The following is a 22,185-nucleotide window of genomic DNA, read 5'->3' as shown; positions in this document are numbered from 1 at the left end:
CTGTTCGATGTGACGGTTGCGCCGATGCGGTCAGCGATGAGACAGGCCATCGGAGCGTCGGACCCGTCGACGGCGACCCTAGGCCAGTCCCGCCCGCTGGGACCGGGCGAGTTCATCGAGCGGCAGCGGCTCGTCCTCCGCAGTCTCGGGCATGCCGATGCCGCGGAAGCACCGTCCGGCCGCTCACTCCATGTCCGGGAGCAGGGGCAGTCCCTCGCTCCGGACCTCTCGCATACGCATGGCCTCATTGTCCGAGGTTCATGCTGTGCCGAGAAGGTTGCCGGGAGACTCGATCAGGCGGCGGCAGCCGGTCTGCCGCCCCAGCGGAGCCCCTTCTCGCTGCGGACGCGGGCGCGTTCCCGGCGCTGGGCGGCCAGGACGTGGGGGTGGCGGGCGTTGGTGTTGCGCCAGCGCAGGTAGGCGTGCAGCTCCCGGGTCTGGACCGTGTGGTTCGGATGGTTGGAGTTGGCGAGCGTGAACTGCCGCAGCGGGCCGAAGTGAGCCTCGATCGGGTTAGCCCAAGAGGTGCTGGTCGGGGTGAAGCACAGGTGGACGTTGTTGTTCTTCGCCCAGCGCAGGACCTTCTTACCGTTGTGGGCGGACAGGTTGTCCAGGATCACGTAGACGGGGGCGCCGTCCGGGCGGGCGGCCCGGATCGACCTCAGCGCCGCCAGGGTGTTGGTGGTTCCCTTGCGGCGGCGGTTGACGCCCCACAGGGTGTCGTCGCCGACCGAGTAGCAGCCGTGGAAGTAGGTCACGCCGTGGGTGCGCTTGTAGGTCGCCGGCAGCCGGTCCGGCCTGCCCTGCTCGGCCCAGCAGCTGCCGGCGGTGGGGCGGATGCCCAGCGGCCCGAACTCGTCGAACGCGAACGTGCGGTCGGGGAAGCGTTCCAGGACGTGTTCGATCCGGTCGAGTTTGGCGTCGTAGTCGGGGTCGGTGGACTCCTTCCAGGTCTTGGTGCGCTGGAAGGTGACGCCTCGTCGGACCAGCAGGCAGCGCAGGGTCTCACGGCCTATGCGGATCACCCGGCCGTGAACTCGCCGTAGGTAGGCGAGGAGTTTGCGGATCGACCATCGGGTGAAGGGCTGCCCGAGCTTGGTCGGGCGGGTGGTGGCCGCCTGGACGACGAAGTCCTCGTCCTCAGGACTGAGCAGGCGGGGACGGCCTCCCGCCCACTGTGGGTCCAGAGCGCCCAGACCGATCTCGTTGAACCAGTGGATCACATCCCGCACCGTGTCCTCGTCGGCCTGGACCAGCCGGGCGATCACCGGGACCCGGTTCCCGCCGGCCGAGGCCAGCAGCATCATCGCCCGCCGGTACCGCACCGTGCTCGTGCTGCCCCGACGCACGATCCGCTGCAACTGCTGGCCCTCCTGGTCGGTCAGCCTCCGGACCTTGACCGGCTCCGCCACCGCGCCTCCCACACCGGATCGGATGTCGGGCCGCATCCAAACAGCTCCAGCGCCATCACCGCTAACCCGGCGAACCTTCTCGGTCACAGCACTAGGGTGAGGGGGGTGAGCACCCATGCGCCGAACGAGCCCCGCGTCACCCCCCTGCGCCCGCAGGTCCCGTCGCCCGGTTCCGGCGGGGCGGCCGGCGCCCCGCGGCGACCCGTGGGGGGTTCCCGGCCACACGCGCCGAGGGAGCCCCTGTGGCGTGACCTCGTCGGCGCCGTGCTCCGGCGCGAGCGGTCCGCCCAGGAGCGCACGCTGAAGGACGTCTCGGAGGCGGCCCGGATCTCGATGCCGTACCTGTCGGAGGTGGAGCGCGGACGCAAGGAGGCGTCCTCCGAGGTCCTCGCAGCCGCCGCCCAGGCCCTCGGGCTCAGCCTCGCCGAGCTGCTCGTGCTCGTCGGTGACGAGCTGGCCCGGCACACCCGGAGCCGGGGGGCCCGGGGCCGCACGTCTCCCACGGCGCGGTACGACGGCTTCCGCCTCGCCGCCTGACCGGCCGGCTCGCCCCGCCCCTCGGCCACGGCCGACGCGGGCTCAGACGAAAGCGGACCGTCGGCTCAGCACCTCGTCGGCGAGCCCGTAGGCCACGGCCTCCTCGGCGGTGAACACCTTCTCCCGGTCCATGTCCGCGCGCAGCGTCGCCGCGTCGTGGTGCGTGTGCCGGGACAGGACCTCCTCCACCTGCGAGCGGATGCGGACCATCTCCTCGGCCGCGAGGCTGAGGTCGGAGACCGTCCCCTGTCGGCCGCCGCCGGCCGGCTGGCCGAGCAGCACCCGCGCGTGCCGGAGCACGAACCGTCGCCCGGGATCTCCGCCCGCCAGCAGCACCGCCGCCGTGGACGCCGCCTGACCGACGCAGAAGGTGGAGATCGGCGCCTGCACGAACGTCATCGTGTCGTAGATCGCCATCATCGAAGTGAACGATCCACCGGGCGAGTTGAGATAGATCGAGATCTCCTGCTCCGGGTTGGCCGACTCCAGGTGCAGGAGCTGCGCGATGACCACGTTGGCAACGCCGTCGTCGATCTCGGTGCCGATGAAGACGATCCGCTCGTTCAGCAGTCGGCTGAAGACGTCGTAGGACCGCTCGCCCCGCGTGGTCCGCTCGATCACGTAGGGAACCGTGTACGACCCCATGTCACAGCCCCGTCCGTCGGCGCGGCGTGGCCGGGCGGATGTCGGCGAGGGACTCCACCACCTGGTCCACCATCCCGTACTCCCTGGCCTGTTCGGCCGTGAACCAGCGGTCCCGGTCGCCGTCCCGCGCAATCGTCTCCTCGCTCTGTCCGGTGTGCCGGGCGGTGATCCGCTCGACGGCCTTCTTGATGAACCGGAGGTTCTCCGCCTGGATCTCGACGTCTGCGGCGGTACCGCCGATGCCCGCCGAGGGCTGGTGCATCATGATCCGCGCGTTCGGCAGCGCGAACCGCTTGCCGGGCGTCCCCACGGTGAGCAGGAACTGGCCCATGCTGGCGGCGAAGCCCATCGCCAGCGTCGAGACGTCGTTCGGGATGAGCCGCATCGTGTCGTAGATGGCGAGACCCGCGGTGACCGACCCGCCGGGGCTGTTGACGTACAGGCTGATGTCGGAGCGCGGGTCCTGTGCCGACAGCAGCAGCAGCTGCGCGCACACCCGGTTGGCCGACACCTCGTCGACCTGGGTGCCGAGGAGGACGATCCGCTGGTCGAGCAGCCTGGCCGCGAGGTGGTCGTCGAAGTGGCCGGGCGGCGTGTCGCCCTCTTCCGATCGGGGCGCGAGCAGGGTGAGGGGAGTCATCTCTTCTCCTTGTCGAGGCGGGATGCCGTCGTTCGACTCCACTCTTGCCCCCGGAAACCCACCGAACGGCGTTCCTCTGCCTGCGGCAGATCCGCCACGGGCGGACACGACGCCATGGCACCGGCGGTCGCATCCGATCGGCTCGTCACCCACGCCGGAAACGATTCCAGTGGCCGAAACCCCTGTCTGACCGCGGCCGGGGATGGCAGTCTCTACTTCTCGGAAACGTCGTCCCGGGGGGGATCACGCGTGATGGAGCCGGGTACGGGCATGGGCCTGCGAGGCCGCAGCGGCATTCTGTCGCTGGTCGACGCCTGCCTGAAGGAGGACCCGGCGGCCGAGCGGCCCCTGACCGTACTGCTCGGCCCCGCGGGCAGCGGAGCCAGCGAGGCGCACAGCGCCCTCATGGAGCGCTTCGGACCCGACTACCCCTTCGCCTTCGTCAACTTCGGCGGGGCCCAGTCCCTGCTGCCGCGTTACGCCCTCGGACTCCTGGCACGGCAGCTCGAACGCAAACTCCCCCGCTACGGCCGTTCCCACTTCCCGCTGCTCAGCCTCGGCCTGCTCGCCTCCGACCAGGAGCTGCGCATGCACAGCCTTCCCGACGGCCGGCGTGAGGTGCGGCGGCAGCTCGACCGGTTCCAGGAGGAGAACGAGGCCCGGCACGGCGACTACCTGGCCGCCTTCTTCGAAGTGGCCATGGGCGCGGTCGGCATGCCCGAAGGCGCCTCCACCGCCGCGCACGCCCTCTTCCAGGACGCCCTGCGGCGTGGCCGCCGCACCATGCCCGGACTGTTCGGCGGCAGACCGGGCAGCCGGCTCACCGCCGGGGCCACCTGGTACGGACGCCACCCCATGACCCGCAGCGCGGACCCCATGGAGGCGCTCGTGGAGCTCAACCTCTGGCGCCACGAGGGCGACGAGAACGAGCAGGAGCGGCTCGACCTCGTCCTCTTCTCGGCCTTCCTGGAGGACCTCAGACGCAACACCACCCGCAACTTCATGCCCCGCTCCTACCTCCTGCTCCTCGACAACTCCCACACCGAGTACGGCCGCCGATTCCTCGACCTGCTCCTTCGTGCCCGGCACGACGAGACGGTCGTCGCCGGTCACGCGAGTGACCCGCTGACCGTCGTCGCCAGTTCCAACCGCTGGCTGCCCCGCTGGGGCCCGGCCACCGGCGAGTCCTGGCCGTGGCAGCTGCGGGGCCCCGACCGGGCCTCCCTGGCCGACTGGAACGCCCATCGGCCGACTCGCGACAGCGAGGACTCCTGGTGGTACCCGTTGCGCCTGCGTGACCTCAACCTGGACGAGGTGCGGATCCGGATAGAGCTCCAGCTCGGCGGCAACAGCGACCTGGCCCCGCTGACCCGGCTCACCCCCTTCGTGCACCGCCTCACCGGCGGACTGCCGCGTGCGGTCCACCAGGTGCTCGACGTACTCCGCCAGGCCGGGCCCCCTCGGGATTCGGGCCCCCAACAGGACCGCTGGCTGCGCACACTGCCGGACCGGCCGCTGCGCGCCGGGGAGGACTCCGCCTCCCTCGCCGACACCGCCCTCGGGCACCTCCTGCGCGACTTCGACGAGACCCAGCGCGCCACGCTCGCCGAATGCGCGGCGGCCCGTGACTTCTCGGTCGCCACCCGGCTGCTCAGTCCGGACGATTCCCTGTTCGGCGAAGTCCGTTCCCGCTGGCTGCTGAACGGGCCGGTCGCAGTCGTTCCCGTACTCCACCCCTGGCTGCGCCGCCTGCTGCTGTGGCGGCTCGCGGCACGTCCGGACAGGTGGGACGCCGTGCACGAACTCCTCGCCGAGTACTACCGCGGCGAGGGCAAACCGGTGCAGGAGATGTACCACCTGCTCGCCCGCGGGCGGACCGAGGAGGTCACCGCCCACCTGGCGCGACGCTTCATCGCGGTACCGGCCGCGCAGTGGATCTCCGAGCTCGACGCGATCACCGCCGCGCCGAACCGACTACCCGCCGGCAGCGGCCCGTTGGAACTGCTCGCCGGGCTCGTCCCACGCAGTCCCGGGCGCGTCGTGGACACCGAGTCCGTGATCCACACCCTGGTGACCACCCGCTGGGTGTGGAGCGATCCGCTCGCCGACCCGGCCATGCGGCTGGGCGACCTGATGGCCGACGGCTACACCCAGCTGTCCCAACTTCGGAGGAACGACATCGTGGCTCTGTTCAACGAAGTGGAACGGTACCGCCACTGGCGTGATCCCCAGACCGCGGGCTGGGAGGGCTGATCGCGTGCCCAGACTCGAATGGCCCCTGCACGTCGTACGTCGTGTCGCCCTCGCCACCGTGGCCGCCATGGTACTGGTCGCCGCGTTCTGGCTGGGGGCCGCCTGGTTGCAGGAACGCCAGGCGAGGTGCGGGGACGGAGTCGTCGAACAGGGGCCGGACGACGAGTGCGTCGGAGTGACCGACGGCTCCTACGTCTTCGCCCCGCACCTCGACTCCGTCAGCAAGCGGATCGAGGAGGAGAACAGCAGGGTCCTCGCCAACGCCGACAAGGAACCGTACGTCAGCGTCGCCTACTTCACCTCCTTCACCACCACGGCCGAGGACAGCAACTCGGCCGAGGGCGTCCGCCACGAACTCCAGGGCGCCTACCTCGCCCAGTACCGTCACAACCGGGGCGACCTCGCCGCCACTCCCAAGATCCGCCTGCTGATCGCCAACCCGGGCAGCAGGTCCGCGCGGTGGAAGCACACCGTCGACGAGCTGATCGCCCGCAAGGACGGCCCCGACCGGCTCGTCGCCGTGGCCGGCATGGGCCCCAGCACCAAGGAGAACCTCGCGGCCATCCAGCGCCTCTCCGAGAACGGCATCGCCATGGTCGGCGCCACCATGACCGCCACGAACATCCAGAACATCAACGGCTTCGTGCGGATCGCCCCCACCAACGAGGACGAGGCGTACGCGGCCGCCGGCTACCTCAAACGGCGCGGCGTCGCCACCGCCGTCGTCCTCCAGGACGTGGCGGAGGGAAACCTCTACGCCTCGACCCTCGGCACGGCCTTCACCAAGGCCTTCCAGGAGGGCGACAAGCACAGGCTCGTCTCCGAGCGGATGACCTACGACTCCTCCGTCAGCAGCGCCTGGCAGAACGAACTGCGCTACATCCCGGGGCAGCTGTGCCAGCAGCGCCCGCAGCTCGTCTACTTCGCGGGTCGCGGCAGGCACCTCACCCACTTCCTCGACGCGCTCTCCAACCGCAGCTGCACCGACCAGCAGTTCACCGTGTTCGCCGGGGACGACACGACCAACCTGAGCCCCGAGCAGCTCACCCACGCCGCCGAGACGGGTATCGAGGTGCTCTACACGGGCCTTTCCCACCCCGACATGTACCGCTCCGCTCCACAGGCGGTGTCCGCGCCGTCCGCGAAGAACTTCCAGCCGGGCGGGCTGCTGGACCAGTGGTTCCCGCACGACCCCCGTGTGGACGGCGGGGCGCTGATGGGCCACGACGCGGTCCTCACCGCGGCCCACGGAATCCAGATGGCCGCCCGGTGGCAGGGGCAGGTCGCCGGTGACGCGGTGGCCCGGATGTTCCACCAGATGGACGGCACCCAGCAGGTGGCCGGGGCAAGCGGCTTCATCTCCTTCCAGAACAACGGCAATCCGCGCAACAAGGCCGTCCCGATCCTGCGCCTCGACCGCAAGGGCCAGGTCGAGTTCGTCGAGGTGTCGGCGGCGGAGGGCAAGCCGCCGCAGGAGCAGTGACGCCGCCGATCGGGACGGCCCGCCGCCCGACCCCCTGTCGGGCGGCGCTTCGACGGCAAACCCGTCCTTCACGGTAGTGCGCCGGCGGAAGGCGGGCGCCGGGGGCGGGGCCTTCAGGAGAAGGGGGTCTTGTCGGGGCGGCAGACCGTGCCGGGGGGCGGGAGCGTTCCGTCGACGAAGTAGCGGCTCTCGTACGCGTTGACGCAGGCGCTGCCGTTGTTGAACAGGGCGGTGTGCCCGTACCCGTCGTTCGTCAGCAGGCGGGCGTCGGCCAGTTCGCGGGCCATGGCCTGCGCGCCCGTGTACGGGGTGGAGGGGTCGTAGCGGGTGCCGATCACCAGGACGGGGTGCGGGGTGGGCGCGTTCCACGGGCCGGAGTAGCCCGCGGCGGCCCGGGCGGGCCAGGTGGCGCAGGGCTCCGCCGCCCAGGTCCAGAAGCGTCCCGGGTCGCCGTACCGTCGGGCGCTGTCCTCCTCCAGGCCGTGGTAGGCGGCGGGGTCGCGCGGGTTGGGGCTGTCGGCGCACCAGACGGCCGCCGCCTGCTCGTCACCGAGGTACGGGTTCGGCTCGGCGACCGGGGGCGGCGGCGGGTAGACGGGGGGCTTCGGGGCGCGGCCCCGCGACAGTTCCTGGAGCCGCTCGGCGAGGGCCGACCAGCCGGGGTCGACGATGTAGAGGCTGTTCACCGTGTCGGCGACCGTCCTGGCGTACGTCCACGGGCCCACCGGGTGCTCCCGGAGGCTTGCCATCAGCCGGTCGAACTTGGCGCGGGTGGCCTCGGGGCTGCCCGCCGAGAAGGCGCAGCGGGCCGCGGGAGCCGATCCGCAGAGGGTGAGGAACCGGTCCAGGGTGGCCGCGGCGGTGCGGTCGGAGCCCAGGCGCAGGAGGGTCGTGGTGCGGGGCTCCTCCCGGGTGTCGCCCCCGGTCCAGGCATCGGGGGCGATGTTGCTGTCGAGGACCATGGCACGCACGTCGCCGGGGAAGAGGTTGGCGTAGGTGGCACCGAGGATCGTGCCGTAGGAGACGCCGAGGTAGTTCAGCGGACGGTCGCCGAGCGAGCGGCGGAGCAGGTCGAGGTCGCGGGCGGTGTCGGCGGTCGACACGTGACGCAGCAGCTCCGGGTCGCGCCGCTCGCACCGCCGGCCGAGGTCCGCGTACGCGTCGGTCCAGGCCTTGCGCTCCCGCACTCCCACGGGGAAGCCCGCGGGCGGGCGGGCCGCCCAGGCCTTGGCCTCCTCGGGGGTGTCGAAGCAGTTCACGGCCGTGCTGTTGCCGATCCCGCGCGGGTCCCAGCTGACGATGTCGAAGCGTTCCCGCAGCTCCTCGGGGAAGGCGTCGTAGTTCTGCGGCACCTGCACGGTGCCGGGGCCTCCGGGACCGCCGGGATTGACGAACAGCGTGCCGACGCGACGGTCGGGGTCGCCCGCCCGCCGTCGGACGACGGCCAGGTCGAGGGTGCGGCCCGCGGGGGCGGCGTGGTCGAGCGGCACCTTCGCGGTGGTGCACTCCCAGGGGCTGCCGGGCTTGCACGGGCTCCAGTCCAGGCGCGGCACGGACACCGGTGGCGTCGGCGTCGGTGTCGGTGCGGGGGCCTCGGGCGCGTCGGCGGGTCCGATCCCGGTGAGCAGCACGCAGCAGCAGGCCAGCGCGGCGGTGAGGGCCGCCGCGCGGCGGCGTCGACCGCCGGGGGGACGTGGTGCGGGCATGCTCCGCTCCCCTCCGTCAGGGCTCGGGGCGAGGACCCGGTCCGGCGGCCGACGCGGCCGCATCGGGCCCGTACGCCTCTGTCTCCACGAAACCGCGGTTCACCGGCGCGCGCGAGCCGGGCGGGGTGCCCGTCCCGCTCGGCGCGACGGAGCCGGGTCAGCGCACGTGCCGGGCGATGGCGCGCGCGCAGTCGAGGGTCTCGGCGTGGGTGGTGTCCACCTCCACGTCGTACACCACGCCCGCGTGCACCGTCTCGGCCTGGAGCGCGGCCATGCCCGCCGCCCGGTCGCCCCGGGCGATCTCCCGGCCCGCCGCGACCTCGGGATCGCAGCGCACCCCGACCCACAGGACGTCGAGGCCTTCGAGGTGGCCGCGCAGCCGCTCCTGGCCGTCGCGGCCGTCGAGGAAGACGTCGTCGATGATGACGCGCGCGCCGGCCCGGGCCATGGCGGCGACCCCCTTCGTCCAGGCGGTCTCCAAGGCGCGCCACTCGTCGCCGAGGACCACCTCTCCGCCCTGCCCGATCGAGATGCCCGAGCCCGAGCCGAGCAGGGAGGGCGGGAGCCGGTCGACCAGGTCGTCCACGCCCATGTTGATCCACGGCCGGGGGAGGACGGCCTTCAGACAGCGGACGATGCCGGACTTGCCGGAACTGGAACCACCGTTCAACACGATGACGTGGGTGCTCACTTGACGAACCGGCCTTCCGTGGTCGTGCGTCGGCCCGCTCGCGGGTGAGCGGTGCTCGGACGTGGCGTGGTCGAACGCGTGTTGACTTTAATGGGATCGCGGTCGCCACCTCACGCGGGTTTCCGGCGGCGGCGCCGGGTCGAGGGGAAGGACGGACGCAGTGGCCGGAGGTACCGGAAGTGCCGGAGGTACCGGTGGGGCCGGGCGGGGGATCGAGATGACCCGGGTGGGCGGTCGGTGGCGGGTGACCCGGCCGTGGCCCGCCCGGTTCCGCCCGTTCCTGCACAGCTACGCCGGCTACTGGGAGGAGCCCGGGGCCACGCCCTACCGGGCCCGGTTGGTCCCCACGGGCCGCGCCGTCGTGGTGATCAGTCTGGGCGAGCCGTTCTCCCACGTCCGCCGGCCCGGGGATCCGCACAGTCCGGTGACGGGCTCGCTGGTCGTGGGCCTGGAGGACGGGCCCCGGCTGTGCGACCACCCCGGCGGGCAGGAGGCGATCCGGCTCGAACTGACACCGCTGGGCGCCTACCGGTTGTTCGCCGTGCCGATGAGGGAGCTGACGAACAGGGTGGTGGCGCTCGGCGACGTCCTCGGGCCCGAAGCGGCGGCGCTGGCCGAGCGCATGGCGGCCACCGGCGACTGGGCCACCCGCTTCGACCTGCTGGACCTCGCGCTCGCGGCCCGCATCGAGCGTGGCCCGCGGCCGGCTCCCGAGGTGGGCCACGCGTGGCGACTGCTGTCCGACACCGGCGGGGCGATCCAGGTCGCCCGGATCGCGAGCGAAGTGGGCTGGAGCCAGGGCCACCTGGTGCGCCGGTTCACCGAACAGGTCGGCCTGACGCCCAAGACCTCCGCCCGGGTGCTGCGGTTCCACCGGGCGGTGGGGCTGCTCACCCGCGTCGGGACGAACCCGGCCGGAGTGACGGCCGCCTGCGGGTTCTACGACCAGGCGCACCTGAACCGCGAGTTCCGCGCCCTGGCCGGGACCACCCCGGTGCGGATGGCCGCCGCCCGCGTGACGGAGGGGGCCCTGTCCCTGTGAGGTGTGAGCGGTGAAGCGTGAGCGGTGAGGCGTTCGCCGTGACGTGGTGCGGCCCGAGGTCAGATTCGTCCAAGCCAGGCCGTTCGTACGTCGGTAGTGTCCGCGTTCGGAGTTGATCAGGCGCCCGGACGGCCGATGGGCCGGGGGAGCGACGATCGACGGTGAACCTGACCCAGAGTGGGGAGCACTCCATGGAAGACCTGCTGCGCATCCTCGTGGCCGGCGCGCTCACGGGCGGCCTGATCGGATTGGCGGGAGCCCTCGGCCGGCGCCGCCGCAACCGCCGGGAGGGGGGTGGCACGGGCGGTCGCTGACCCGTCGCGCCGGGCCGCGGCGCGCTTTTCGACGCGGGACCGGGCGCCGACCCTTCTCCGGTGAGGCCCGGAAAACCGCAGGTGGAGCCCGTGATCGGGACGGGCGGCCGGACCGTCGGCGGGGGGTCGACGGCGAACGGATCGCCCGCCCGAGATGCCCGCTCGCCGACGTGTGATTAGCATTGGTGGTTGAGAGCCGCAACCGCGGGTGACACCCTCGACCCGCTGTGATGCGCCGAAGCGCGAGGCTTGAAAATACGGCGTGCGCCATTCGAAAGGTCCGTGGCCCAACGGGGTCGCGTTGACGTCGCGTACGCGCTGATCGCATCGACGCGGCTGTCCGCACCACCCGTGCCCACTCCGGTGCGAGGGGCGTGAGGAGGCACCACCGATCTCGCGCCGCGAGCGGAGTGGCACGACAACGAGCGAGAAGGGTTCCACCATGCAAGCACTGAGAGTGAAGCGACTGTTCGCGGTGTCCGCCATCGGTGTCCTGATGGCCGGTGGCGCAGCCCTCGGAGCCGCGGGTACCGCTTCTGCGGCGACCCCGACGCACGCCCCCACGTACGTCACCGGCGGCGGCTGGGACGACGACCACGGCCACGGCGGCCACGGTGGTTGGTACGACGACGATGACGACTGGGGCGGAGGCTACGGCGACGACTGCTGACCGAACCAGGAGCCACGCTGTGCGACCCGGCGACGGGCCGTACAGCGTGCTGTCGTGACCGGCCGTCAGTCGTGAGCGGCCGTCAGTGGGCGCGGGGGGACGGGGACCAGGCGGTGGCCCGGCCCGTCGGCCACGACGGTACCCGCCGTCGGCGGCGGGAAGTGGGAGCCCAGGAGTAGGACGTCGCCGCCGGCGAGCGAGGCGAGCAGGGTCCGTCGCGTCGCTTCGGACAGCGCGGGGTCGATGTCCACGCAACTGCCGATCTGCGGGTACGGCAGCTGCACGGGATGGTGGACGCAGTCCCCGGTGATCAGCGCCGTCGCGCCGCGGTCGGTGTCGGTGATCCGGACCGCGACGTGGCCGGGCGTGTGCCCGGGGGTGGGGACCAGACGGATGCCGGGGGCGACGTCGGCGCCCTGCGCGGGGACGTCGACGAGGTCGAGGAGTCCCGCGTCCTCCACGGGCAGGACGGAGTCGCGGAACATCTGCCGGCGCGCGGCGTCCATGGGGTGGGAGGCCCAGAACTCCCGCTCCGTGCGGGAGACGAGGTAGCGGGCGCGGGGAAAGGTGGGGACCCACGCGCCGTCCTCCTCACGGGTGTTCCAGCCGACGTGGTCGGTGTGGAGGTGGGTGAGGATCACCAGGTCGACGGATTCCGGGGGGTATCCCGCCGCGGTGAGGCGCTCCAGGTAGTCGGTGCGCAGGTCGTTCCACGCCGGGTTCGCGCGCCGCTTGCCGTTGCCGATCCCGGTGTCGACCAGGACGCGCAGGCCGCCGACCGTGAACGCGAAGCTGTGGCTGGACAGGAGCGGGACGCCGTCCGGGTCGGCGAAGTCGGGCCGGAGCCAGTCCTGTGCGGCGACGAGGTCCGGGGTCGCGGCGGGCAACAGCCAGGCTCCGGTCGCCGGCGGGAGCGGCACCTCGTCCACCCGGTGGACGGCGATCGCGCCGACCGTCCAGCGGGGGAGGGGGGTGGCGGCGTCGGGGTCGGTCGGGGGCGTCTTCATCGTGGGGTGTCCTCCGTGACGGATGAGGCGACGGGTAAGACGACTGGTAAGGCGATTCCTTTGCGTTTGGGCAACGTAATCTCTGGCGGGCTTTAACGCAAACAGTTAGCCTTTGGTGTGGCGGTGCTCCCAACTGCCGCTCCACGCCGCCCCGATCAGGAACGAGCAACCGTGTCCGCTGCCCACCTCACCCCCCTGGAGGCGGCCCGCTGGGCCGCCCGCGCCGGGCTCCTTCTGGCGGACGACCGCCACGCGGCCGTCGCCGCGACCGCCGACCACATCCACTCCGTCGTCTCCGTCCTGCGCGAGCTCGACTTCGGCGACACGCCCCCGACCGCCGCCCACCCCACGCGGGAGGGGCACCACGATGCGACCGCATGAACTGTCCCTGGCCGCCTGCGCGCGCGAGATCCGCGCCGGACGCCTGTCACCCACCGAACTGGTGGAATCCGTCCTCGACCGGATCGACGCGACGGACGCGCACCTCGGGGCGTACGTGACGGTCACCGCCGAGCGGGCCCGCCGCTCGGCCCGCCGGGCCGAGCGCGACCTCGCGACCGGCCGCGACACCGGCCCCCTCCAGGGGATTCCCATGGGCCTCAAGGACCTGATCGACACCGCGGGCGTGGCGACCAGCGCGAGTTCGCGCGTACGGGTCGGACACCGCGCCGACTCCGACAGCGCCGTCGCCGCGCGCCTCGACGCGGCCGGCGCGGTGCTCGTGGGGAAGACCCACACCCACGAGTTCGCCTACGGCCTGACCACGCCCCAGACCCGCAACGCCTGGCACGCGCACCGCGTCGCCGGCGGCTCCAGCGGCGGCTCGGCCGTCGCCGTCGCCGCCGGGCAGGCGACCTTCGCCCTGGGCACCGACACCGGCGGCTCGATCCGCGTACCGGCCGCCCTCAACGGAGTCGTCGGCCTCAAGCCCACCTTCGGCCTCGTCCCCCGCCACGGGATCACCCCGCTGTCCTGGTCGCTCGACCACGTCGGCCCCCTCGCGCGCACCGTCGAGGACGCCGCGCTCGTCCTCACGGTCCTGGCCGGCCACGACCCCCGCGACCCCGACTCCCTGCCCCTGCCGGCCGTCGATCACCGGCCGACCGACGACGAGGACCTCACCGGCCTGCGCGTGGGCGTACCGGACAACCACTACTTCGACCACGTCGACCCGCAGGTGGAATCCGCCGTCCGACGGGCCGTCGCGCGCCTCGCCGACCTGGGAGCCGAACTCGTCGGCGTCGAGATCCCGATGGCCCGCTACATCCGGGCGACCCAGTGGGGCCTGATGGTCCCCGAGGCCACCGCCTACCACGAGCGCACCCTCCGGGCCGTGCCCGAGCTCTACGCGCCCGACGTCCGCATCCTCCTCGAAGCCGGCGAACTCCTGCCCGCCGGCGACCACCTGCGGGCCCGGCGGGCACGCACCCTCATGCGGCAGGCGTGGCAGCGCCTGTGGGACACCGTCGACGTGATCGCCGCCCCCACCGTCCCGATGACCGCCGCACGGACCGGACAGGAGAGCGTCACCTGGCCCGACGGCACCGTCGAATCCGTCTCCGACGCCTACGTACGCCTCTCGGCACCCGCCAACATCACCGGCGCGCCCGCCCTGACCGTCCCCGTCGGACACGATTCCCAGGGCCTGCCCATCGGCATGCAACTCATGGCACGGCCGCTCGGCGAGGCGGTCCTCCTGCGCACGGGACACGCGTACGAACGCGCCGAGCCCCTCCGCACCCTCGCTCCGGCCGGCCGACCGAACCCCACTGACGCATCGGCTTTGCGTTAAGGTGCCCCCATGCCCAGACCCATGGTGCGCCCGGGCGGGCGCAGCGCCCGCGTCCAGCAGGCGGTGCACACCGCCGTACGGGAACTGGAGGCCGAGGTGGGCCGCGCCGCGCTCACGGTCCCCCTCATCGCCGGCCGGGCCGGCGTCACCCCGTCGACCGTCTACCGCCGCTGGGGCGACCTCCAGGAACTCCTCTCGGACGTCGCCGTCGAACACCTGCGGCCCGACGCCGAACCGGCCGACCTCGGGGACCTGGCGTCCGACCTGCACGCCTGGGGCGAGCAGTTCGTCGAGGAGATGGCCTCCGAGGTCGGCCGCGCCTACCTCAGGGACGCGCTGGTGGGCGATGCGACCGGAGCCAACGCCGGCCGGTGCTCGCAGTACGCCGCCGAGGCGATCGAGGTCGTGCTGGCACGGGCGGCCGGTCGAGGCGAGGAGGCGCCCGACGTCGAAACCGTCCTCGACACCGTCGTCGCACCGGTCGTGTACCGCATCCTCTTCCGGCCGGGCCCGCCGGACGCCGCGTACGCGCGCCGCCTGGTCGACGCCTGCCTGGGACGGCCACAAGAACCTATCGGCGGGTGAAGCCCGATCCCCGGCCCGCTTCCCGGCCCGAGCCCCGGGCCGGGGGGCGGCGTCAGAGCCCCACGACCTTCGAGCTCGCGGACAGTTCGTAGACCAGGGTGAGCGTGCGACGCCCGCCGGGCGGCAGCGGCACGTCCCACCGGACGATGCCCTCGCCGTCGACGGCACCGGGCGCCGGCGAACAGGCCTCCCCGCGCAGGCGCACCTCCACCGCCGAGACCTCCGAGACCGGGATCCGCTCCCGCACGACGACCACCCGCTCGTCCCGCTCCCCGGGCGCCGAGAACCGCGACAGGTGCAACCGGACGGTGCGCGTGACCACGGTCCGCTGGGTGAGGCCCGTGGACTCCCGGGTCTCCTCCGCCGAGCGCACCACCCGGTGGTCGTCGCGGCTGCCGAAGGCCAACTCGACCGTCGCGCCCGCAGCGGTGAAGTCCAGCGTGCCGCGGCCGATGAACCCGCTGCCGCGCACCAGGTCCACCGGTCCGGCCAACAGCGCGTGACCGGACCGGTTGCCGAACCGCACCACCTGCGTGACCAGCGGCGACAGCTCGGGCGCGCACGCGTACTCGCTGCCCGCCTCCGTCGTGAAGGCGGAGAGCGGCACCCGGTGGGCGCGCCCGTCCGACGGCACCGACACCGGCGCGGGCGCGTGCAGGACCCGCGCCTCGCCGCCGTCGTCCACGCCCGGCAGACCCACGACCGGGGCCGAGCCGAGGTCCCCGATCTCCTCCTCGCGCAACTCGACGTCCACGGTGCGCCGTTCGGCGGCCGTACGCTCCTTGAGCGTCAGCCGGTCCTCCTCCAGCCGCGGCGGATCGCCGGCCAGCGCCGACCGGGCCGTCGACAACGTCAGCCGTACGTCCGACCAGTCCTCGCCCGTACGCTGCCAGACCACCGCCTCCGTCTCCAGCGTCAGCGCGTCCCCGTCGAGCACCGCACGGTAGGCGGGCCGCCACAGGGCACACGGCGTGAGGTGACCCACGACCAGCCCGACCGGGCCGGCGACCGCAGACTCCACCGTCAGCTCGATGTGGCCCACCAGCTCGGCGGGCCGCTCCTCGGCCGGCTCCAGGGCCCGCTGCGCCGCCGAGAGCTCGCCGCCCAGCGCGGCCGACTCGGCCTCCACCGCGCGCAGCCGCTCGCCGTACGCGTCGCGTTCCCCGTCCACCCGGTCCAGCTCGCGGGCCCAGCGCTCCGCCTCGCTCTCCCCGTGGCCGGCTCCCTCGCCGATCTCCCGCAGCAGATCGGCGGCGAGCCGGCCCAGCGCGTCGAGGCGGGCGCGCAGCCGGTCGCGCCGCCGGTCCAGGGCGAGGCGTTCCTCCTCGATGGCGCGCACGCGACGGCGTACGGCGGAGTCGTCGGCCGACGGCAGCGGACCGCGCGGCGTCCAGGTGCGGACGATCCGCGCGTCGAGGACGCTCGCCGGGTGATCGGCCGTCAACTCGGCGTGGAGGGTCCGGTCGACGGCCAGCGCGCTGACCGGCCCCAGCCGCAGCCGTTGTACGCCGGCCTCCAGATCGAGCACGGTGGAACGCTCGACGTGGGCGCGGTCCTCCAGGCAGGTGACGGCGGTCACGGGCAGCGCGATCGGCTCGGATGCCGTGGTCATGGCGTTCTTCAGCTCCTGCGGTTGCCGTCGACCAGGGCCTTGCCGGTCGGGATGCGGATCTCGTAGCCGCCTTCGAGGGCGGTGGTGGCGCCGGCGGGCAGGTCCACCCGCCAGACGCGGGTGCCCGGCGCGTGGTGCTCCGCCGCGCCGTGCTCGGACCCGGTGGTCTCCGGGGTCCTCCAGTCGGCCCGCTCCTCGATCCGCACGTCCTGCTCGGAGGTGACGGGGACCCGCTCGCGGACCTCGACCGTGATCGGCCGCGCGAGCCGGTTGGCCAGCTCCACGTGGACGCGGTGGTCGAGCACGGTGGTGTTGTTGCGCAGCCCCGACGTCGACTCGTACAGGTTCGTACGACGGACGACCCGGACGCCCTCGGCCGGCCCCAACCCCACCCGGCGGACGCCGCCGGGCGCGAGCGTGGGCAGCGCCGCCGTCAACAGGAACGCGCCGTCGACCGAGACTTCCACGGGGCCCGCGAGGAGGGCCTGGTCCGTGGCGTTGGAGAGGACCAGCGTCGCGTACACGGTCTGCTCCACGGACGGCACGCACAGGTACTCCGTGCGCAGCCCGACCGGGATCTCGCCGACGGTGACGGTGTGCCACGTGCCGTCCGACGGGATGTCGGCGCGGGCGGCGGCGTCGAAGCGGTGGTCGAAGGAACCCGCCGACTCGCGGGGACGCACGGCGTGTCCGGGCAGCGCGAGCGCCGACACCGACTCGGCGCGGCGACGGTACTCCGAGGCCACCGGATCGAACGGCGCCCCGGGGAACAGTCGGCCGCGGCGGCCACCCTGCTCGTCGGGGCCGCGCAGCACGAGGGCGGCGTAGTCGAGTTCGCCGTTGCCGGGCCGCGGCGGACCCGCGGGCGGCGCCACGGGGCGCGGCGCCGTCGGCGCGGGGCCCGAGGGGGCGGACGGTGCGGACGGGGCCACTGCGGAGCCGCCCGCGAAGGGGCCGCCGCCGGGCCGTGCGCCCGTACGGGCCCGGACCGACGGCGCGACGTGCGCGGCCCCGCCGGGGGCGGCGCCCGGAGCCCGGGGCGCGGGCGGCGGCGCCCCGTAGGCCTGGGGGGCCGGCGGTGGCGTCGGCGCCACGGGAGCGGACACGGGGAGCGGTACGGGGCCGGCCGCGACGGGCGCGCCGCCGGGGAGCGCGCCGCCGGGGAGCGGGCCCGGGCGGGGGCCGGCCGCCTCGTAGCCCGCGAACAGGTCCGCGAGTCCGGCGGGGGGCTCGCGCCAGCCGGACGGCGCGGGGTCGGGCTGACGGCGTCCGACGCGCACCGAGCGGAGCCTCGGCAGGTCGGTGCGGCGCCGCAGGTCGGCGGTGGCCAGGGCGACGCGCACGCCGCTCCAGTCCTCCCCGGTGCGCTGCGCGACCGAGGCGCGGAGCACCAGCCGCCCGGTGTCGTCGCCCTGACGGTGGCCCAGGCGGTACGTCGGCACCCAGACGGCGCCCGGCACCCCGTACTCCAGCTCCAGTTCCAGCTCCCGCTCCGGCTCGGCACCGTCGGTATCGGTGGCCGCGTCGGTCCCGGTGACGGCGTCGAGGGTCACGACCGCGCAGACGGTGGTCTCCACGTGCGGGGCGGGCGCGTCGGTGGAGGCGCGGGCGAGCCGGTCGCTCGCGACGGCGCGCTCGTGCTCCAGAACGCGCAGCTCCTCTTCCAGCTCGACGAGTCGCACGTGTAGCCGCTCCAGCCGCTCGTCGACGAACCCGGCGAGGTCCAGCCAGGCGTCGACCGGGGTGCGACGGTGCCGCGCGTCCTCGCGCTTGCGCGGAGGCGGCACCGGGCGCAGGGCCTGGACCTCCTCGATCACGCCCAGTTGCCGGTCCCGTCGGCCCCGCGCCGCAGCGTACGCCTCGTCCAGCCGCTCGACCTCGCGCCGCAGCGCGTCGGGGGCGTCCGCGCCGGCCAGTTCGGCCTCCACCTCGACACGCGCTTCGGTAACACGTGTTACGGAGCCGCCCAGGACGTTGACCCGCAGCGAACCCGGATCCAGGGAACGGGGCAGCCCCGTCACCCGCACCCGTCCGTCCGCCGGCACCCTGCCCCGGGCCAGGCGACGACACAGCGCCCCCTGCGCGTACACCACGACCGAATCGAGGGTCGAGTCCCACCTCTGTGCCGCATCGGCCGCCATGCGTTCCGCCCCCTTGCCTCCGTACCTGGGCGAAGCCTACGCCGACGCCCGCCCGACCCCCCAGGCCGGGCACCACCCACCCCCCGGTGAGGGGTGCCCGGGCGCGACCCACGACGGTCCGCGATGTCCTACGGGCTCACGCGGCGCACTCGGGCGGGCCCGACCGACCGGGATCACGACGTAGGGCACGCCGGTCGACTCCCGTGCCCCGTCGGGATTCCGGCCACGTGGCGGGCCCCGCGCGCCGGCCCCGGCGCGCCCGGGCCGCCGGGGTCACGGACGCATACCGGCGAGGAGGGCCGCGGTGGTGACGTGATCGACGGTCCCGGTGTTCCAGTCGGCGCTCATCGGGCTGACGGCGATCCGGCCGGCGCCCACCGCCTCCACGTCGCCGCCCTTCGCGGCCGGACGCAGGTCCACCTTCACCTCGACCTTCCAGGTGCCGTCCCCGGAGTCGGTGAAGTCCGGTCGCAGGAGGGTCTGGGGGTCCTGGAAGGTGGTGGACACCCCGGCCGCGGTCCCCTTGCCGTCGGCGCCGACGACGGGGTGGTTCACGTTCAGGCCCACCCCCTCGGGCAGCAGCGGGCCGGTGCGCGCCCGGGTCCGCAGCCGGTCGATGAGCTTGACCGCGAAGTCGAGCGTCGGGCCCATGGCGTTGACGGTGGTGACCGGGTCGGGCACCGAGAGGCCGCCCGTGCTCAGCGCGATGGCGGGGACCCCGGACTCCAGCGCCGTGACGGCGCCGCCGACGGTGCCGGAGTGGGTGGCGAGACCGGCGACGTTCGGGCCGAAGTTGGTGCCGGACACCACCAGGTCGGGGGCGCGTCCCGCGAACACCTCGGCGAGACCGAAGGACACCGAGTCGCCGGGAGTGCCGTCGACGGCCCACACCTTGGGCTCGGGGTGCTTCACCGTGACCGTGGGGGCGCTCGTGATCTTGGTCCCCGTACCGCTCTGGTTGGTGAGCGGGGCGACGATGGTCACGTCGTGCCCGGCGGCCGTCAGCCGCTCGAAGGCCTTGCGGATGCCGGGAGCGTCGTAGCCGTCGTCGTTGGTGAGCAGGATCCGCAGCGGAGCCGTCGGCCGCGCGGACCTCGCGGACGCGGCGGGGGTGGAGTCGGGGGCGCCGGCGGTCCCGGGCGAGGCGACCGCGGGGGCGGTGCCCACCAGGGCCGCGGTGCACACGAGCAACAGGGCGGGCGGCAGTACGCGGTGGTGTCTCACGGAAGGCTCCTTGGAGGTGGGAAAAGGGGGAGTGGAGGGGGAGGGGTGAGGGTCCCGCGGTGCCGCGGGACCGGCGGGCGCGCGACCCTCGGCACGCACCCGCCGGAGTCGGAAGGGATCAGCGCACGCCGCGGATCGGCAGGATGGCGAGCGCGCCGATCAGCGACAGGGCGCCGCCGACCAGGAACAGGGACGTGTAACCGCCCAGCGCGGTGACCACGGCGGACGCGACGAACGGCGCGACGATCTGGGGTCCGGCGTTCGCGATGTTGAGGACGCCCATGTCCCGCGCCGCGTCCTCGGCGCGGGGGAGGACCAGGGTGACGAGCGCGGTGTCGACGGCCATGAAGCAACCGAAGGCGAGACCGTTCAACGCGCTGAAGACGAGCATGCCGGTCCAGGTCGGGCTGACGACGGGGACCACCATCACCAGCCCCGCGAGGGCGGCCGATACGCCGACGAACACCTTGCGGCGGTTCCAACGGTCCGACAGCAGACCGCCGATGACGGTGGACAGGGCCACGGCGACCATCGAGACCGGTGTCAGGATCGCGAGGGCGGCGGGCGGGGTCAGCCCGTCGGGCAGCGTGATGTGGTCGCCCAGGATGTACAGCTGGTAGCCGACGACGGAGAAGTAGCCCAACACCATCAGGGCACGGCCGATGAAGGCCCAACGGAAGTCCTGGTTCGCCAACGAGGAGAGGAAGGAGCGCAGTTGGCCGGCCGGTGAGGTGCGCGGCGCGGGCTCGGCGCGGACGGTGTCACGGCAGAGGAGGGACAGCAGGAGGGCGGACGCGGCGACGATCGCGCCGAGGACCAGATAGCCGGTACGCGGGTGCGCCGCGGTCTGTGAGGCGATGAGGACGCCGGCGGTGCCGCCGATGGGCATGCCCAGCCCCACCAGGGCGGAGGCCGTGCCGCGACGGGCCGCGGGGACGCGGTCGGGCACGATCGCGGTGACGGCGGCCTGGAAGGTGTTCATCGTCGCCTGGACCAGGCACCAGCCGATGCCGACGAGCAGGGCGGTGGTGACGTTGCCGAGGAGGGCCAGCGCGAGGAGGGCGCCGAAGGCTCCGCCGAGGATCCAGGGGTTGCGGCGGCCGCTGCGGTCGGAGAGGGCGCCGGCGATCGGGTTGAAGGCGGTCGCGAAGACGGCGCTGACGCCGCCGACGATGCCGAGGACGGCGACCTTGTCGTCGGGGGCGATCGCGGCGACCTGGGTGGGCAGGAGGACGGAGCCGACTCCCATGTACACGGCCATCATCGCGGAGTTGGCGAGCAACAGCAGGAGCAGGAGCCCGCGTTGGCGAGGTGCGTCCGGCTCCGTGGCGGTGGCGGTGGTGGTCTTGGGGTCCGCCGTGGGGGAATCGCGGACGGCTGCGGGCGCGGGGGGCGGGTGGGGCGGGTCGAGTGGGTCGAGGGGACCCGTGAGCTCGTGCGTGGCCATGAACGACTCCTCGGGGACGGAGCGGGGAGGTGGTGGGGCACGGGGCGGCGGCACACTCGTTCCGCTTCGCGGGTGGGGCGGAACGAGGGGAGGGGTGGGGAGACGCCGTGCGAGCGGGAGCGGGGACGGCAGGGGTGGCCGGTACCGCGGCGCGCAGTGGTGCCGGCGGGGTGTTGTTACACGTGTCACCGACGGCGCTAGGTCATTGTGTAGCACCCATTTCCGGCCCCCGCCAGGGTTCGCGCACGCCCATTCGCGCATTGTGACCGAGAAAGTAATCGCACGTGGAACACGTGTAACCAATCGACGGTCGCCCTGACGGGCGCGATCGTCGCGCGTGTCGTTGTTGCCCTTGTGTCGGCGGTGACGCATCCGCGATACTCCGTGCCGTCAGTGCGACGCTCCCGGAGCTTCCGGCCTCGGCCGGCTCGTCATGCCCGCGTGCCCGGCGCGGTCGCAGGGCGCCCCGCGCCCTTCCGCTTCTGCCCGTCGGCTGCCCGTGGTGGGCACCCGGTCGCCGCCCACTGCCCCGAACGCCCCGGTGTCCACGTCGACTCCGACCGCCGAGGAGTCCGCGCCCTGCACGGTTCGCGCCCTGCCCGGTCCGCCACGGCCCGGCGCGGCAGGGCGCGCCCTCCCCCGTGCGACCGCCGACCGGGACCGGATCGTGTGCGTGCCGATCCACGTCACGGGGTGCCGTACGGGGCGGGTCCGCGTACGAAGATGCCGCCGCGAGCCGGTGGTGGGCGTGTCGGCGTCGGGGCCCGGTGGGCCCGCAGCGAAGCCCTCGGCGGTTACTCGCGTTACCCGCCGGGAAGCCCTGGGTGGTTACTCGCGTTACCCGCATACGGCGCGGGGGCGTGTGGCCTCCCCCCGTCGTCATCGCCGGCCCGGCCGAGCTCCTCTTCTACCTGGGCAGCGACACCCTCGCGGCGGGCGGGCCGGGCGACTACCGGACCACCCGGATCAACGCCTTCGCACAGG

The 22,185-nt window shown here is 73.5% G+C and carries 19 protein-coding genes; 9 read left to right on the top strand and 10 right to left on the bottom strand.

Features of this window, described 5'->3' with window-relative positions:
* Window positions 1–293: 293 nt before the first annotated feature.
* Window positions 294–1,412, bottom strand: a complete 1,119-nt coding sequence (locus AB0D01_RS27650; RefSeq protein ID WP_363060025.1) for an IS630 family transposase — start codon at window positions 1,410–1,412, stop codon at window positions 294–296.
* A gap of 105 nt (window positions 1,413–1,517) precedes the next feature.
* Here AB0D01_RS27650 and AB0D01_RS27645 point away from each other — a divergent pair, with 105 nt between their 5' ends.
* On the top strand, window positions 1,518–1,949 hold the full coding sequence (locus AB0D01_RS27645) for a helix-turn-helix domain-containing protein (protein WP_363059862.1): 432 nt from the start codon (window positions 1,518–1,520) through the stop codon (window positions 1,947–1,949).
* A 42-nt stretch (window positions 1,950–1,991) separates the two neighbouring features.
* On the opposite strand, the gene AB0D01_RS27640 is transcribed toward AB0D01_RS27645, so the two are convergent.
* Window positions 1,992–2,594, bottom strand: a complete 603-nt coding sequence (locus AB0D01_RS27640) for an ATP-dependent Clp protease proteolytic subunit (RefSeq protein WP_363059860.1) — start codon at window positions 2,592–2,594, stop codon at window positions 1,992–1,994.
* A 1-nt stretch (window position 2,595) separates the two neighbouring features.
* The gene (locus AB0D01_RS27635) at window positions 2,596–3,234 is read right to left on the bottom strand and encodes an ATP-dependent Clp protease proteolytic subunit (protein ID WP_363059858.1); all 639 of its coding nucleotides are present in this window, start codon (window positions 3,232–3,234) and stop codon (window positions 2,596–2,598) included.
* Window positions 3,235–3,504: 270 nt separating this feature from the next.
* Between AB0D01_RS27635 and AB0D01_RS27630 the strand changes: the two genes are divergently transcribed.
* A complete protein-coding gene (locus AB0D01_RS27630; protein ID WP_363059856.1) occupies window positions 3,505–5,487 on the top strand; it encodes a hypothetical protein in 1,983 nt (660 codons plus the stop codon).
* 4 nt (window positions 5,488–5,491) lie between these two features.
* Window positions 5,492–6,970 carry a branched-chain amino acid ABC transporter substrate-binding protein gene (locus AB0D01_RS27625; protein WP_363059854.1) on the top strand — a complete coding sequence of 493 codons (1,479 nt, stop codon included), beginning with the start codon at window positions 5,492–5,494 and terminating at the stop codon, window positions 6,968–6,970.
* A 113-nt stretch (window positions 6,971–7,083) separates the two neighbouring features.
* On the opposite strand, the gene AB0D01_RS27620 is transcribed toward AB0D01_RS27625, so the two are convergent.
* Window positions 7,084–8,676, bottom strand: coding sequence for an alpha/beta fold hydrolase (locus AB0D01_RS27620; protein WP_363059852.1), 1,593 nt, complete (start codon window positions 8,674–8,676; stop codon window positions 7,084–7,086).
* Between the two features lie 157 nt (window positions 8,677–8,833).
* Complete coding sequence (gene cpt, locus AB0D01_RS27615; RefSeq protein ID WP_363059850.1) at window positions 8,834–9,367, bottom strand: chloramphenicol phosphotransferase CPT; 534 nt, start codon at window positions 9,365–9,367, stop codon at window positions 8,834–8,836.
* A gap of 217 nt (window positions 9,368–9,584) precedes the next feature.
* On the opposite strand from cpt, the gene AB0D01_RS27610 reads away from it, so the two are divergent.
* The 3 genes from AB0D01_RS27610 (at window position 9,585) to AB0D01_RS27600 (ending at window position 11,393) form a co-directional block, all read left to right on the top strand.
* The gene (locus AB0D01_RS27610; RefSeq protein WP_363059848.1) at window positions 9,585–10,409 is read left to right on the top strand and encodes an AraC family transcriptional regulator; all 825 of its coding nucleotides are present in this window, start codon (window positions 9,585–9,587) and stop codon (window positions 10,407–10,409) included.
* A 191-nt stretch (window positions 10,410–10,600) separates the two neighbouring features.
* Window positions 10,601–10,723 (top strand): hypothetical protein, encoded by a 123-nt coding sequence (locus AB0D01_RS27605; RefSeq protein WP_363059846.1) that lies wholly within the window; start codon window positions 10,601–10,603, stop codon window positions 10,721–10,723.
* Window positions 10,724–11,165: 442 nt separating this feature from the next.
* Window positions 11,166–11,393 (top strand): hypothetical protein, encoded by a 228-nt coding sequence (locus AB0D01_RS27600; RefSeq protein ID WP_363059844.1) that lies wholly within the window; start codon window positions 11,166–11,168, stop codon window positions 11,391–11,393.
* Window positions 11,394–11,458: 65 nt separating this feature from the next.
* On the opposite strand, the gene AB0D01_RS27595 is transcribed toward AB0D01_RS27600, so the two are convergent.
* Window positions 11,459–12,400 (bottom strand): MBL fold metallo-hydrolase, encoded by a 942-nt coding sequence (locus AB0D01_RS27595; protein WP_363059842.1) that lies wholly within the window; start codon window positions 12,398–12,400, stop codon window positions 11,459–11,461.
* A gap of 171 nt (window positions 12,401–12,571) precedes the next feature.
* Between AB0D01_RS27595 and AB0D01_RS27590 the strand changes: the two genes are divergently transcribed.
* Genes AB0D01_RS27590 through AB0D01_RS27580 form a run of 3 tightly spaced genes read left to right on the top strand, consistent with a single transcriptional unit; the run spans window position 12,572 to window position 14,777 of the window.
* The gene (locus AB0D01_RS27590; RefSeq protein WP_363059840.1) at window positions 12,572–12,781 is read left to right on the top strand and encodes a hypothetical protein; all 210 of its coding nucleotides are present in this window, start codon (window positions 12,572–12,574) and stop codon (window positions 12,779–12,781) included.
* The gene (locus tag AB0D01_RS27585) at window positions 12,768–14,192 is read left to right on the top strand and encodes an amidase (protein ID WP_363059838.1); all 1,425 of its coding nucleotides are present in this window, start codon (window positions 12,768–12,770) and stop codon (window positions 14,190–14,192) included. The genes AB0D01_RS27590 and AB0D01_RS27585 overlap by 14 nt, the downstream gene beginning before the upstream one ends.
* Before the next feature lie 9 nt (window positions 14,193–14,201).
* On the top strand, window positions 14,202–14,777 hold the full coding sequence (locus AB0D01_RS27580) for a TetR/AcrR family transcriptional regulator (RefSeq protein ID WP_363059836.1): 576 nt from the start codon (window positions 14,202–14,204) through the stop codon (window positions 14,775–14,777).
* Between the two features lie 52 nt (window positions 14,778–14,829).
* On the opposite strand, the gene AB0D01_RS27575 is transcribed toward AB0D01_RS27580, so the two are convergent.
* From AB0D01_RS27575 to AB0D01_RS27560, 4 genes are all read right to left on the bottom strand, one after another.
* Window positions 14,830–16,389, bottom strand: coding sequence for a DUF4139 domain-containing protein (locus AB0D01_RS27575; RefSeq protein WP_363059834.1), 1,560 nt, complete (start codon window positions 16,387–16,389; stop codon window positions 14,830–14,832).
* A gap of 8 nt (window positions 16,390–16,397) precedes the next feature.
* Entirely contained in the window at window positions 16,398–18,530 is a 2,133-nt protein-coding gene (locus AB0D01_RS27570) for a DUF4139 domain-containing protein (protein ID WP_363059832.1), read from the bottom strand.
* Between the two features lie 273 nt (window positions 18,531–18,803).
* Window positions 18,804–19,754 carry a 5'/3'-nucleotidase SurE gene (gene surE, locus AB0D01_RS27565; protein ID WP_363059830.1) on the bottom strand — a complete coding sequence of 317 codons (951 nt, stop codon included), beginning with the start codon at window positions 19,752–19,754 and terminating at the stop codon, window positions 18,804–18,806.
* 118 nt (window positions 19,755–19,872) lie between these two features.
* On the bottom strand, window positions 19,873–21,201 hold the full coding sequence (locus tag AB0D01_RS27560) for an MFS transporter (protein ID WP_363059828.1): 1,329 nt from the start codon (window positions 21,199–21,201) through the stop codon (window positions 19,873–19,875).
* Window positions 21,202–22,185 lie beyond the last annotated feature (984 nt).

Origin of the sequence: Streptomyces sp. NPDC048606 (assembly GCF_040650855.1) — a bacterium.
Taxonomy (GTDB): domain Bacteria; phylum Actinomycetota; class Actinomycetes; order Streptomycetales; family Streptomycetaceae; genus Streptomyces.
Note: the sequence above shows the minus strand (reverse complement) of the source record. Positions and strands in the feature narration are given on the sequence as shown.

What these genes read in the sequence shown, in the direction of transcription:
- AB0D01_RS27605 (WP_363059846.1), top strand. Translation starts at nt 10,601, where the DNA reads ATGGAAGACCTGCTGCGCATCCTCGTGGCCGGCGCGCTCACGGGCGGC.
- AB0D01_RS27580 (WP_363059836.1), top strand. Translation starts at nt 14,202, where the DNA reads ATGCCCAGACCCATGGTGCGCCCGGGCGGGCGCAGCGCCCGCGTCCAG.
- AB0D01_RS27640 (WP_363059860.1), bottom strand. Translation starts at nt 2,594, where the DNA reads ATGGGGTCGTACACGGTTCCCTACGTGATCGAGCGGACCACGCGGGGC.
- AB0D01_RS27620 (WP_363059852.1), bottom strand. Translation starts at nt 8,676, where the DNA reads ATGCCCGCACCACGTCCCCCCGGCGGTCGACGCCGCCGCGCGGCGGCC.
- AB0D01_RS27570 (WP_363059832.1), bottom strand. Translation starts at nt 18,530, where the DNA reads ATGGCGGCCGATGCGGCACAGAGGTGGGACTCGACCCTCGATTCGGTC.
- AB0D01_RS27560 (WP_363059828.1), bottom strand. Translation starts at nt 21,201, where the DNA reads ATGGCCACGCACGAGCTCACGGGTCCCCTCGACCCACTCGACCCGCCC.
- AB0D01_RS27600 (WP_363059844.1), top strand. Translation starts at nt 11,166, where the DNA reads ATGCAAGCACTGAGAGTGAAGCGACTGTTCGCGGTGTCCGCCATCGGT.
- AB0D01_RS27630 (WP_363059856.1), top strand. Translation starts at nt 3,505, where the DNA reads ATGGGCCTGCGAGGCCGCAGCGGCATTCTGTCGCTGGTCGACGCCTGC.
- AB0D01_RS27635 (WP_363059858.1), bottom strand. Translation starts at nt 3,234, where the DNA reads ATGACTCCCCTCACCCTGCTCGCGCCCCGATCGGAAGAGGGCGACACG.
- AB0D01_RS27595 (WP_363059842.1), bottom strand. Translation starts at nt 12,400, where the DNA reads ATGAAGACGCCCCCGACCGACCCCGACGCCGCCACCCCCCTCCCCCGC.
- AB0D01_RS27575 (WP_363059834.1), bottom strand. Translation starts at nt 16,389, where the DNA reads ATGACCACGGCATCCGAGCCGATCGCGCTGCCCGTGACCGCCGTCACC.
- AB0D01_RS27610 (WP_363059848.1), top strand. Translation starts at nt 9,585, where the DNA reads ATGACCCGGGTGGGCGGTCGGTGGCGGGTGACCCGGCCGTGGCCCGCC.
- AB0D01_RS27585 (WP_363059838.1), top strand. Translation starts at nt 12,768, where the DNA reads ATGCGACCGCATGAACTGTCCCTGGCCGCCTGCGCGCGCGAGATCCGC.